The sequence below is a fragment of the Aliamphritea ceti genome, from assembly GCF_024347215.1.
Taxonomy (GTDB): domain Bacteria; phylum Pseudomonadota; class Gammaproteobacteria; order Pseudomonadales; family Balneatricaceae; genus Amphritea; species Amphritea ceti.
Window position 1 is genome coordinate 1,879,228 of record NZ_AP025282.1, and the last position, 12,418, is coordinate 1,891,645.

General features: G+C 45.7%; 15 protein-coding genes. 8 read left to right on the plus strand and 7 right to left on the minus strand.

The window, feature by feature from the left end:
• Positions 1–5: 5 nt before the first annotated feature.
• The 3 genes from OCU49_RS08585 to OCU49_RS08595 form a co-directional block, all read right to left on the minus strand.
• A complete protein-coding gene (locus OCU49_RS08585) occupies positions 6–488 on the minus strand; it encodes a copper chaperone PCu(A)C (protein ID WP_261844566.1) in 483 nt (160 codons plus the stop codon).
• Between the two features lie 99 nt (positions 489–587).
• Positions 588–1,190: an SCO family protein gene (locus OCU49_RS08590; protein ID WP_261844567.1), complete on the minus strand. Its 603-nt coding sequence runs from the start codon at positions 1,188–1,190 to the stop codon at positions 588–590.
• On the minus strand, positions 1,190–1,678 hold the full coding sequence (locus OCU49_RS08595) for a hypothetical protein (RefSeq protein WP_261844568.1): 489 nt from the start codon (positions 1,676–1,678) through the stop codon (positions 1,190–1,192). The genes OCU49_RS08590 and OCU49_RS08595 overlap by 1 nt, the downstream gene beginning before the upstream one ends.
• 159 nt (positions 1,679–1,837) lie before the next feature.
• Between OCU49_RS08595 and OCU49_RS08600 the strand changes: the two genes are divergently transcribed.
• Together OCU49_RS08600 and OCU49_RS08605 are read left to right on the plus strand one after the other, a co-directional pair.
• Positions 1,838–3,163 (plus strand): deoxyguanosinetriphosphate triphosphohydrolase, encoded by a 1,326-nt coding sequence (locus OCU49_RS08600; RefSeq protein ID WP_261844569.1) that lies wholly within the window; start codon positions 1,838–1,840, stop codon positions 3,161–3,163.
• A gap of 41 nt (positions 3,164–3,204) precedes the next feature.
• Entirely contained in the window at positions 3,205–3,570 is a 366-nt protein-coding gene (locus OCU49_RS08605) for a translation initiation factor Sui1 (RefSeq protein ID WP_261845214.1), read from the plus strand.
• 360 nt (positions 3,571–3,930) lie between these two features.
• Here OCU49_RS08605 and OCU49_RS08610 read toward each other — a convergent pair whose 3' ends face one another.
• Positions 3,931–4,923 carry a methylenetetrahydrofolate reductase gene (locus tag OCU49_RS08610; protein ID WP_261844570.1) on the minus strand — a complete coding sequence of 331 codons (993 nt, stop codon included), beginning with the start codon at positions 4,921–4,923 and terminating at the stop codon, positions 3,931–3,933.
• 213 nt (positions 4,924–5,136) lie between these two features.
• Between OCU49_RS08610 and OCU49_RS08615 the strand changes: the two genes are divergently transcribed.
• The 6 genes from OCU49_RS08615 to OCU49_RS08640 all read left to right on the plus strand — a co-directional run bounded on the left by OCU49_RS08615 (position 5,137) and on the right by OCU49_RS08640 (position 9,852).
• Positions 5,137–5,706, plus strand: a complete 570-nt coding sequence (locus OCU49_RS08615) for a DUF1285 domain-containing protein (protein WP_261844571.1) — start codon at positions 5,137–5,139, stop codon at positions 5,704–5,706.
• A gap of 231 nt (positions 5,707–5,937) precedes the next feature.
• On the plus strand, positions 5,938–6,828 hold the full coding sequence (locus OCU49_RS08620) for a hypothetical protein (protein ID WP_261844572.1): 891 nt from the start codon (positions 5,938–5,940) through the stop codon (positions 6,826–6,828).
• Positions 6,829–7,299: 471 nt separating this feature from the next.
• A complete protein-coding gene (gene glpQ / locus OCU49_RS08625; protein ID WP_261844573.1) occupies positions 7,300–8,280 on the plus strand; it encodes a glycerophosphodiester phosphodiesterase in 981 nt (326 codons plus the stop codon).
• Between the two features lie 259 nt (positions 8,281–8,539).
• On the plus strand, positions 8,540–8,890 hold the full coding sequence (locus tag OCU49_RS08630; RefSeq protein WP_261844574.1) for a hypothetical protein: 351 nt from the start codon (positions 8,540–8,542) through the stop codon (positions 8,888–8,890).
• 151 nt (positions 8,891–9,041) lie between these two features.
• Entirely contained in the window at positions 9,042–9,356 is a 315-nt protein-coding gene (locus tag OCU49_RS08635; protein WP_261844575.1) for a cupredoxin domain-containing protein, read from the plus strand.
• Positions 9,357–9,456: 100 nt separating this feature from the next.
• Positions 9,457–9,852, plus strand: a complete 396-nt coding sequence (locus OCU49_RS08640) for a putative periplasmic lipoprotein (RefSeq protein WP_261844576.1) — start codon at positions 9,457–9,459, stop codon at positions 9,850–9,852.
• A 489-nt stretch (positions 9,853–10,341) separates the two neighbouring features.
• On the opposite strand, the gene OCU49_RS08645 is transcribed toward OCU49_RS08640, so the two are convergent.
• The 3 genes from OCU49_RS08645 to OCU49_RS08655 form a co-directional block, all read right to left on the minus strand.
• On the minus strand, positions 10,342–10,770 hold the full coding sequence (locus OCU49_RS08645; RefSeq protein WP_261844577.1) for a tetratricopeptide repeat protein: 429 nt from the start codon (positions 10,768–10,770) through the stop codon (positions 10,342–10,344).
• Positions 10,771–10,944: 174 nt separating this feature from the next.
• On the minus strand, positions 10,945–11,928 hold the full coding sequence (locus OCU49_RS08650) for an SrkA family protein kinase (protein WP_261844578.1): 984 nt from the start codon (positions 11,926–11,928) through the stop codon (positions 10,945–10,947).
• Between the two features lie 6 nt (positions 11,929–11,934).
• Positions 11,935–12,399 (minus strand): CYTH domain-containing protein, encoded by a 465-nt coding sequence (locus tag OCU49_RS08655; RefSeq protein WP_261844579.1) that lies wholly within the window; start codon positions 12,397–12,399, stop codon positions 11,935–11,937.
• Positions 12,400–12,418: the final 19 nt, after the last annotated feature.

Below are 12,418 nucleotides of genomic sequence, written 5' to 3' on the forward strand. Positions count from 1 at the left end.
TGCTATCAATGGTGGTGTTTTTTACCCATCGCAGCCATTACTGATTTCACCGGTACGCTGAGTTCCTGTTTGGTGCCATCATCAAACTCAAGTGTCAGATCAATGCTATCGCCTTCAGCCAAAGCCTTTTTAAGGCCAATCAGCATGATGTGATGTCCGCCTGGCTTCAGTACAACACGTTCTTTACCGAACATTGTAATTTGAGGAATCTGGCGCATTTGCATTTCGCCGTTTTCGCCGTGCTTATGGGTGTGCATTTCAACTTTATCAGCCACTGAACTGTCTACTTTAATCAGGGCAACCTGTTCCTTACCTTTGTTGTTCAGGTCCATGAAGGCGGCACTGTTCATTTGTCCCGGTGGCACAGCACGGGCATAAGGGTGATCAACTTCCACTTCCGCAAAAGCAGCACTGCTGACAGTCAGGCCGGCTAAAAATAGTCCGGTTGATAGCAAGCGGTTGAGTGACTGAGGGAATAAATTGCGCATAGTGGTTCCTTTTATGCAGTTGTGCTGATGCGGTTTAATTTTCTGGATGTAACTGGTCAGATTCAGATCAGGTGTGATGAGCCATTTTTGCTTCGGGCATCAGCCCTGAGCCAGCAGTTCACGAATGGCTAAGGCGACATCATCCGGTGAGGTGCCGTGTGACAGTGCTTTCGAAAACTGACCACGCTGATCAATCAGATAAGTGCGTGAAGAATGATCTACGGCGTATCCCATCGCTGAATCGCCCATATCGACTATTTTATAGAATGCACCGTAACGTTTGACGATATCGTCTATCGCGGTTCTTTCGCCTGTCAGGCCAACCATGGTTGGAAAGAAGAACTTGCTGTATTGCGCCAGTTTTTCAGGAGTATCCCGTTCAGGGTCAACGCTGATAAATACCGACTGTACCTGAGCGGCATCTTCAGGGGAAAGGTTCTTCAGTGCCTGGGACATAATTGCCAGTGAAGTAGGGCAGACGTCAGGACAGGATGCGTAACCGATATACATAGCAACGACTTTACCGCGGTAGTCGGAAAGCGAAACTTTGCCCTCAGCAGATTCTAAGGTAAATTCCCCACCTAACTGATTTAAGCCATTAGTGTTAGATTTCTCGGGTGAGAGGTAAAGCGCCACTGCCAAACCTGTCAGCAGGCAGAGTGTCAGAATCAGCAAATTACGTAGCGTAGAAAATGAAGTCATTATTTTGCCTTAAAACCGAACTGAGATTTGATTGTGCCGTTTGGCGTGTCGACTAATACAGTGGCCTGCCAGTGCATTTCTCCGGTGGTGCAAACGCCCAGTACTGCCTGACCCTGAAATAAGCCTGCCTGATCCTGCGCCGGTGAAAATTGTGTCTGATTCGGCCCCATGAACATATCCACACCCTGAAGGTCGAGCATTACGTTACTGGTTTCTATTCCTTCTACCTTAACCTGCCATTCGGTGGGTTGCATAGAAGAGATCTCCGCAGATACCGGTTCTAAGGTGACGCTGAAGCCGTCGCCCTGTGCGGTACAGGCGGACAAGCTAACGTCACAGTCAGGTACAGAGAGTTCGATTTCGGCCGGCTCAAGCAGGTTAAAGTGCTCGGCAAACAGCCAAAGAACAGCTAAAGCTGCAACTAACAGTAAAGTACTGAGCACAGGCAATAAAGACTTCTTGCCAGAAGAAACTGTGTTACTGGTCATCGGGTTACATCTAATATTCAGAATATAGGCTTATTATCGTTATAAATCTGTCAGATAGCTATGTGGCAGATTGTCGCAATTGTGCTGAAGTTGCATTTAGCAGGCGACTTGGCTAACGTCAAAATGACATCAGCGCACCTGTACACAAGGAAATACTGCATGGTTATGCAATGGGATCGGTTACTGACAACAAAGCGTTACGGACACGAGCAGGTAACACCGGAAGAAATTGGCCGCAGCCATTTTCATAAAGATCACGACCGGATCATCTTTTCCAGTGCCTTCCGGCGGTTGGGGCGTAAGACTCAGGTGCACCCTTTAGCGCTGAATGATCATATACATACTCGGTTGACGCACAGTATAGAAGTAGGCAGTGTTGGCCGCAGTCTGGGTATCCGGGTAGGGGAACTGTTACAGGACCAGCTGCCGCACTGGGTATCCGCTTATGATCTCGGCACTATCGTTCAGTCTGCCTGTCTGGCACATGATATTGGTAACCCACCTTTTGGGCATGCCGGTGAATATGCTATCCGCGACTGGTTTAAGCATAAGGCCGGCGACAGGTTACTTGACGGCGTATCGGACCTGCAGCGCAAAGATCTGGAAACCTTTGAAGGTAACGCTCAGGGCTTTCGGGTTGTCACCCGTATTGAAAACCACCTGTTTAATGGTGGCCTGCGTCTGACGTTTCCTACCTTAGGTACCTTACTTAAGTATCCCTGGACGGTTGAAAATGCCAGTACTAAAGGTAAGTTCAGCTGTTTTCTGACTGAGCTGGAAATAATGCACAGCCTGAGTAAAGAACTTGGTCTGGTTCAATTGGGTGATAATCACTGGTGCCGTCACCCGCTGGCGTATCTGATGGAAGCGGCAGATGACATTTGCTATGCCATTCTTGATCTGGAAGACGCTATCGAACTGAATATTCTTGGCTTTGAAGATATCAAACCGATTCTGCTGCAGCTTTGTGGTGACTTGGAATACGACGATGAGATTTTTGCGACCCAGGCGTCTGCCCGCCGTAAAATCTCTGCTCTTCGGGGTAAAGCCATGGAGAACATGGTTGAGTCCACGGTACAGGCGTACATGGCAAACCTGCCTGCCATTATGAATGGCGAGTATCAGGGGGAGTTGTTAAGTGACGGCAGCACCGATGTGCGAGATGGTTTAAAGAAGGCTAAAGCGCTGGCACGGGACAGGGTCTTTCCGGATAACCGTAAAGCAGAATTAGAAGTGGGTGCGTACAGTACATTAGGTACCTTGCTGGATGCTTTTTGTCATGCTGCCTATGAGTTACATTGTGGTGGTCATGAGAACCTGAGCTATCGTAGCCAGAAGATTATCAGCCTGATGGGCATTCACAGTCCGCAACCGGAATGGGATTTATATCCTTCTTACATGCGGGTACTCGATTTCATCGGTGGGATGACCGATAATTACGCAGCCTATCTGGCCCGGCAAATTGGTGGAATGGCAAATTCCTGACCGGGCTGAGTTTATAAATTCTGGAGTATTGAACAGTGTCCATGCGTGATCAGTTAAGTGGCTTGGTATTTTCGACTGAGAAAGGGCAGATGTGTCCGGGATGTCAGCAAGCCGTGGATGAATGTGCCTGTAACTCGCTGGCAGAAGAACAACGCCTGGAACAGTTAGACGGTGTGGTACGTATCCGCCGTGAAACTGCAGGCCGTAAAGGCAAAGGCGTGACTACTGTGACCGGCGTACCGCTGGCCGAGAAAGCACTCAAGCAACTGGCGAAAAAGTTAAAACAGCAATGCGGCACCGGCGGTTCGGTTAAAGACGGCATCATCGAAATTCAGGGTGACCACCGGGATACGCTGAAACTGGCATTAGAAAAGCAAGGCTATACAGTAAAACTGGCCGGTGGCTGAACCTAAAGAACTAACAGGAAGAAAGATGCGATGAAGAAGAGTAAACGTATTTGTACTACCTGCCTGATGCTGAGGTTCATGCTGGTATTTCTTGCCTGTGTTGGCGTGTTCCTGCTGAACGGTGTTTATCAGTTTTGGGGCTGAGTTTCAGTTTCTTATTAACAGTCCGTTTTCGATCCCGTTTTGAAAGTCCGCTTTTAGAGCTCGTATTAAAAGTCAGCTTATAGAGCAGGGTTTGTAGAAACCGGTTTTGGAATTGGAATAAACAAAAAGCCCTGCAAATGCAGGGCTTTTTTGTTGAGAGCTTTTACAAGCTGTTTTATCTAGAGCTTTGCTCTGATGCTATGCCTTGTAAATGTCTCAGGCAATATTAGCCAGCGGTGGCGTATCGAAGTCCTGTAAATGCTGTTCTGCCAGATTCAGTTCCAGCGTTGCCTTAAGCAGTTTGAACAAACGAATAGTGCCGTCGATCTCTTCCTTACGGTTAGTCAGGCTTTCAATGTTAAGCCCTAAAGGAATTCCTAACTCAACACAGGCATCGATAATCTGCTGCAGGTTATTGCGGCATACGCGAATCGATTCAGCCAGTGGGTTATTCGCCTCAATAATCTGTTCACGGGTGTTCTGCGGTACAGAAATACCCAACCACTGCATAAAGTCCAAAGTCTTCTCGCTGCCGCACGGGCTGAAGGTCAGAATCAGTCGCTTCGGCTGTAACTTCTGACGGCGGCACTCAGCGGCATAATCCTTACACAGCTGAATGGTCGCTTCCGGGTTATAGACCGCCTGAGTGATGAAATACTCACAACCCTGCTGAGTCTTTTCAATCAAACGTAAGTGCTCATTAGCTTTGCTGGCGTGTCGCTCTGCAATGGCCACACCGCCCAGGTGAAAGTCCAGCGGGTGCTGCTGTAGCGCATGGTAAGCCGCCGGCAACGGAAAATTTGTACCCTGGCTAGTTGCCGGGCTACCAACTAATACCAAATCGCGAACGCCATTTGGGCTCCAGGCTGTATCCAGCCACTGATCAAACTCCAGGCGGTTTTCTTCAGCGGCACTTTTATAAGTGATTACTGGCAGGCCTGATGTAGTGCGTAGCAGGGCTGAGTAATCACGGGAGTCATGGGTACGGCAGAAGGGAAAAGGCCTTGGTTCCGGATTACGGGAGGTCTCGTCCTGAATGTCATATACCACCAGGCCGTCGTACTCGATGTTTTCCAGACGCTGTACCAGCTTAGCAGCAATGGTCTGCATCTCCATCATAGCAACCGTACGCTTAGGTGGCGTGGTGCCGATGAAGTAAACTCCACGGCCTGGATCGCTAAACTTGGTCTTAAGAGATGATTCGAACATGATTGTTTCCGCTATGCTTTATAGAAGTACGAGTTGTTAGTTAGAGGCTTTTAGGTACAAGCTTTAACTGCGAGACAGTGTAACAATGAACGTAATTCATGTAATTGGTAAAATACTTGAAATTATTTTGATTAAAAGTGAATCTCGTTAATGTAACTTGGCGAAAACTTAATATGCCTGCTCTGTGAGTAAGCTTGTTTTAGGAAATATCCCGTGTCTAAGAAGACGTTAGACCTGGCAGAAGTAGCCGGGCAGCTTAAAGAACATCAGAAAACCCGATCGCTACCTCCAGTGCATTTATGGAAACCGGATTTCAGTGGCGACATTGATATGCAGATCCGTGCCGACGGCACCTGGTGGCATGAAGGCGGGCAAATCAAACGCCCGGCAATGGTGACTATGTTTGCCAGTATTCTGTGGCATGAAGCTGACGAATACTTTCTGGTAACACCGGTCGAAAAAGTCCGCATTCAGGTGGAAGACGTACCGCTGTTTGTCACAGAAATGAAGGTGGAAGAGGTTGATGGCCTGCAGGTGCTAACCTTTATTACCAGCACAGAAGACGAAATCACCGCAGGTGTGGATCATCTTATACGGGTTGAAACCGACCCCGAAACGGAAGAACCTTCGCCCTACATTATGGTGCGCTACGGTATGGAAGCACGCTTAAACCGCAATGTGTTCTACCAACTGGCAGAACTGGCCTACGAGGTAGAGATTAGCGGTCAGCAACATCTAATGGTAGACAGCGCGGGCATGCAGTTCAGTCTCGGGACTTTTTAATAGAGTAATTTTTACAAGCCGATACGCTGGCGACAGTGATATTGGCTTGTGTATTTTCCAGTCATCGTTTCTGTGTAAATGAACAGTTTATTGTGAAATATGCGAAAAGCAGGCTAAGCAGGCAGAGTGCCGAAATCGTGAAAAAATTTAACAAGTCAATCAACTTCGCTCCTTCGCGCCGGACGCGTTAAAGCGTTTTGGTATTGAGGCGTTAGCTGTTAAGGATAGATCATGAGATTACTGAGACATTTTACTGCAAACGAAGAACAATTAGAGAGTTTCCCATTTAAAAGGGAACTTTCTATGGAATCTTATCTAGTCGAAAACGAAGGAATACTGGCATTAGATCGTGAGAACTATTCGGATGTTACTATTGTTCAAGAGGAGCTTACTCTCAAGCAAGGACGTTCAAGCAAAGATACTGATGGACGAATAGATATTCTTGCTACTTACTCTAATGAATACATTGGTGTTGTTGAGCTAAAGATGGGCGAGTTAAATGAAATACACCTAACGCAACTCGAAGATTATTTAATTGAAAAGTACCAGATACTGGAGCAATTTCCAGACATATTAGATAAAAATATATCTCCTGAACCTAAATGGGTTGGTGTTCTTGTCGGCTCTAGTATCCATCCTGATTTAGCACATAAGATAAATAATGGTTACTCAACCAAATGTGGTGTTCCAGTAGCTGCTCTATCAGTTCAGAGGTTCAAGGGAGAAAATGGCGGTGTGTATGTTACTACGGACGTGTTTTTCAAAAATAATTTATCTGTTAAAGATACAACAAAATACTTATTCAATGGAGGTAACTATGGAAAAGGCCGCCTCGTATTAGCTGTATTAAAAAAGTTTGTAGAAGAGAACCCAAAGGTTACCTATTCGGAGCTTGAGAGTACTTTTTACAAGAGCTTACAAGGTTCTAGCGGTGTATTTTCGACTCAGTGTGATGCAAAGGAAGTTTTCGCTAAAACTTCAAGATGGCGTCATTTTATAAAGCCCGAAGAGTTAATTAAGTTATCCGACTCTACTATCGCTGTAAGTAGCCAATGGGGTGTCGGGAATATTGATAGGTTAATTCAAAAAGCTATAGAATTAGGCTACAAAATTGGTAGTTAACAATCTGAAGTAAGGGACTGTCAAATCTGTTACTCAAATTTCCGCGCAATTACGTGCGGGCTGTGCTTGGCGTTAGTGTTCCCAAGGAGGAATAGATTGTGCCAGTTGAGGATATAGCCGTTGGACTCTTGGGTGGTCTTGTTCGACTCTGTACATGGTTTATAGTGGAAACCTTCTTCCATAGTATTTGCTGGGGAATTGGGTGGGCACATTAAAAATATTCACTCTCGGCGCCTACCCTAAGTCTGAAACAAAAATTGAGTATGTAATAGTTGTAGGTATAGCTGTATTGCTAATTCCAATAATTGGATTCGCTATCTATCTATCTATCTATCGTAAAATACTAACAATTTTAAGCAGCACAGCTACTGTGTGGCTGGACAGTTTCTCCGCGGCTTCGCCGGTACAAGGTTGCCGTTGTTTCAGGCGTAATGCCTTTGAACAGCTGTCGCGTTAAATAAGGTTATTAGCATGCTCTGTTACCGAATTGCCTCGTTCATTCTCAGCTTGATACTGAGCCAAAGTTTGTTCGCCAGTCCTGTAGTCATAGCCCATAGAGGGGCATCAGGATACCTGCCAGAACATACCTTGGAAGCCGTAACCTTAGCCATTGCCCAGGGAGCTGATTATATCGAGCAGGATCTGGTGTTAAGTAAAGACCTTGTACCTGTGGTATTACATGATATTCATCTGGATAGGGTTACTGATGTTGCGCTGAAATACCCGGAACGAAAGCGACAAGACGGGCGTTTTTATACCTTTGACTTTACTCTTGCCGAATTGAAAACTTTAAAGGTACATGAAAGAACTCGTGAAAATGGTAGCAAAGTCTTTGCTAATCGATATCAGGGTAACGCTGATTTTTCTATTGCGACTTTTGAAGATCAGATAGAGTTAGTAACTGAGTTAAATCGTCAACGGGCTGAAAATATTGGCTTTTACCCAGAAATTAAAGCTCCGGCATGGCACAAAAGTCAGGGGGCAGATATCAGTAAAATAGTACTGGATATATTACGGAAGCATCACCTTGATGATGCCGATAAGCCAGTTTATATACAGTGTTTTGATTTTTCAGAAACACAGCGGTTACGTAACGATTTAGGTGCCAAGGTTAAACTGGTTCAATTGATAGGAGAAAATAGCTGGGAGATATCTGATACAGACTATTCGTATTTGCAAACACCTTCCGGACTAAGTGAAATAGTTAAAGTTGCTCAGGGTATTGGTCCGTCTATTTCACATTTGATAGATATAGAAAGCAAGCAAATTACAGATCTTTCATCAAAGGCTAAAAAGGCAGGCTTAGCAATCCATCCTTATACACTTCGCGTAGATGCTTTACCAAAAGGGTTCAGCAATTCTACGTTATTAGATATGTTATTTAGACAGGTAAAAATAGAGGGTTTGTTTACTGACTTTCCCGATGTGGTTGTGGGCTACCTGAAGCAATAAAACCAGCGTTTATATGGATGAAGATACATGCTGTTTTAATGGATTTATATTTGATCAAATATTCGTTTTAACACAGCATACATACAAAATTATTATGTCGAAATTAGTATATGAATTCGGTACCTATAATAAGCATCTGTAATCAGGTCTCGGTGATTGAAGTAGGTGCCAGGAATAAGTTTTTTTATAGAAAATAAGCAGTTTTAAATTTTGAATTGAAGTGGTGTGGCAAAAATATTTGGCTTAAAGGAGTTGATGAGTGTCTGTTATATTGAAGTGTTTTTTTGTTATAGGCGTAACCGCAACTGTTATATTTTCAATTGCTCTATATTTAGATATAAGAGAAATGGATAAAACTGATGGTGGTTATGAACCTCCTTATACCGGTGTGACAGGGGAAATAATTGATTGGGATAATATGGATTTAACCAGTACCGGTCTTGTAAGACGAGGTCATGTTATAAACTTTATCGTCAACGGAACGACCGGAATGATTAGTTTGGAGTTTTTTGGAATAGAGTTTGAGGCGCGTAAACTTTCTGAAAGAGCTATTGTTGTTCACAAGCCAAGAGAAGCATTTATCCGTAGAGGGTTCCATCCTGAGTTTTAGTACTGAGTATTCGTTAATACACTGCAATAACTGGATCAGGTCTTTCTTCTTGCCTGCTCCACACTAGGTAACTCTGCAGGGCACTCAAAATTGAGTGCCTTTCTTGTTTTTAGTCAAGGCATAGCATCTCTGTAAGTGAATAATCATCTCTATGAAAAGATTATTCCTTGTCCTGTTTACACTCATGTTCAACATTCAGTCAGCCTTAGCCGCGACTGTGCGTGTTGATATCTTGAAGTTCGAATATTCCCCCCAGCAGATCACTATTAATGCGGGTGATACTGTCATCTGGACTAACCGGGAAAAGCGTCAGTATCACAACGTCTGGTTCAAAGATTTAGACAGTGAAGAGCCTGATATCTTTTTCCCCGGTGAAACTTACCAGCGCACATTTCCTGACGCAGGCACCTTTAATTATGAGTGTGGCCCGCACCCCAAGATGAAAGGCAGTGTTTTAGTGGAATAAGGAAAATGAGAGGAGTAAGGAAGGTTAGAGAGCGGCCAGAAAAGCAACATGATAAGTAATGATGTTTAGCAGTGGTAGGTTAACCCGATAGGTACAGAGTATGAGTAAAATATTTCGATTAGCTGGCATTTCTTCTATAGCGGCAGCATGCCTTTTTCTGCTTGCCGGTTGCGGTGCGCATCCCAGTTCTGGTTATTGGGTCAGTGAGCAACAATCTGGTACTGACGCGATTTACAGCGCGCTTGAGCTGGAGTTTGATGGCACAGGCAGGCTACATCCGAATAAAGCATATTCAGGGCAAGAAAGCAGCGAGAGCTTCCGGTGTTTATGGCAGGCGAAGTCTGAGGGCGCGGTCGATGTGCAGTGTGGTAATGCCAGTGTTGATAAAATACGTTTTGAGCTTATTGTTACTGAAGCAGCAGAAGAGGGTGGTCGCAGTGAGGCCCGTTTGATGCGGGATGGCAAGCTAGTTACCAGCTTTATGCGCAGAGGTTGAGCAGTGCGATAGAGTGCTAATGAATAATGCTTGTTTCGAAGACTGTTTATTAGCTGTAGTAATTAGCGGCTTTTATCTTGGCAGTAAGATCATCATTGCTACACAAAAAATCAACAGACCGACAAAGAACACAGGAAAGCTGATGCCTTTCCATTTTGCTGTAGCTTGAGTACTGCGAATGGGGTGTGTGCATTTAGGGCACATCTTGTCATCAATATGTACGGGGGTTTTGCAGTTGTCACAGATCTTCGAATCGGTGTTATTTGCGGTATTCATGGGTACTCTAACTCTGCTTCGTTGTTCAGTTTATCTGAAAAGTTTATCTAAGCAGTTTGCCACAAGTTGAATGAGTGTAACGGCCTAACGAATGAAACCCTGATACGGGTCAAAGGCAGTTACTAAAGAGGTAGGGAGTAGCGGAAGCGTGTAGGAAAAGGAGTACAGAGAAAGTCGTTCACCTTCTCTGTTGGGCTGGAAATGTGAGAGGTATTAGCCCTGTTCGGCTAACAGATCTTCAAGCAAATCATCTATTTCAGCTTTAAGGTCTTTGTCTTCAATCTTATTGGCGCTGATTTTAGCGTCCTGAAGGTTCTTAATAGCGGCTTCTGTCTGGCCCAGCTCAACCTGCATTGATGCCATAGAGAATGCGATGGATGACATATGGTCTTTGGAGTTTATCGCAATGGCTTTTTTTAGGGCTTTCTCGTAGCCGACAATTGCGTCTTCCAGTTCTTCGGTGAAGTCTGCCAGGGTTTCCCACTGTTCCGGGTGGTCTTTGTCGGTGTCTTCGTTATCGGTACATATCGCTTTTAGCTCTGCATACAGTGCGTCGAAGGTTTCTCTGTCGTCCTTACTGGCAGCCTTCATGAGTTCTTCAGACAGGCTGTAAACGGCTTTGTATATCTTGGTGTTGATCATGGTGTGTTACCTTTTTTGCTATTACCTGTAGGCGGTGAGGCTGTTACAGGTTTAGCCATAAACGTTTTATGTTCAGTACCGGTGGATTTCCGTTGTGTTGGAATCTGTTTTACCGGCCTGTTCATCTCTTAATTCTTTTTCTTAATTCTTAACTTTTGTTTCTGAGCAGGTCTCTCAGAACAGTTCAATAGCCGGTGCCTGCAGGGCTGCCAGCTGTTCTCTTAATTCCAGAATATGATCACTCCAGTACCGCACAGTATTGAACCAAGGAAAGCTGTGAGGAAATGCCGGGTCTTCCCAGCGGCGTGCCAGCCAGGCGCTGTAATACATCATTCGCAGGGTGCGTAGTGGTTCTATTAACGCCAGTTCCTGTGGTCTGAAATCGTAGAATTCATTGTAACCATCTACGATTTCAGAAATCTGACGGCGCTGTCTGTCGATGTCGCCGGATAACAGCATCCAGATGTCCTGAATGGCGGGGGCCATACGGGAGTCATCGAAGTCGACAAAGTGTGGTGCTTCGTCCCGCCAGAGCAGGTTACCGCCGTGGCAGTCACCGTGTACCCGGATATGGGTGATGTCGCCGGCATTGGCAAACGCTTTGTCGATCAGTGGCAGCAGGTCAGCGGTGAGGCTGTCGTAAGCCAGTTTCAATTCTTTGGGAATGAAGTGATTACTGATCAGTTCAACGCTATCGTGACCGAAGGTTTGCGGGTTAATCGAAGGACGATGCTGATAGGGCTTGCTGGCACCGATTAAGTGCATACGGCCAAGCAGGCGTCCCATGGTAAACAGGTTGTCCAGATCGTCCAGTTCCGGGCCGCGTCCGCCTTTACGTTCGAACACGGACATCATGAATGGGCCGTATTCGAACAGGCTTTCGCCGTTGTCGTTGCGGGTTGGCGCAACCACAGGCAGTTCATGATCGACCAGTTCATAGCTGTAGCTGTGTTCTTCGAGTATCTGCTCGCGGCTCCAGCGTTCCGGGCGATAAAACTTAACGATAACAGGTAACTCTTCTTCGATACCTACCTGGTAAACCCGGTTTTCGTAGCTGTTAAGCGCCAGGTTTCGGCCGTCACAGAGGTAGCCGAGACTTTCTACCGCATCCATGATGAAGCTGGGTGTGAGGGTTTCGAAAGGGTGTTGATTGCTCATAGCCACTTACCAGTTAGAGTAGGGGTTATCGATCAGGCTGGAGTTGTAATAACGGGATTCGCCGGTTACTTCCTCTCGTACCCAGTCTGGTAAAGTGACAGTTTCGTTTTCGCTGTCCAGTTCAACTTCGGCAACTACTAAGCCCTGATTGTTACCGCTGAATATATCCACTTCCCAGGTATGACCTGCATGCTCAATCAGGTAGCGAATTTTATCCACCAGCTGGCCATTACAGAGTTCTGCCAGCATTGCATCGGCATCTTCAACCGGAATGGGGTATTCGAATTCGCTGCGAACGGCACCCTGGTTTGCGCCTTTAATGGTCAGAAATGCCAGTTCACCTTTAAGGCGAATGCGTACCGCTGTTTTGCCCTGAGTAGGAATGTATCCCTGTACGATGCGGGTACCGGCTGGCAGTGTGCCGAGGGTATCCAGATCGATCAGAAATTTACGTTCTATTTCCTGAGCCATTATGATTCATCTCCAGAGA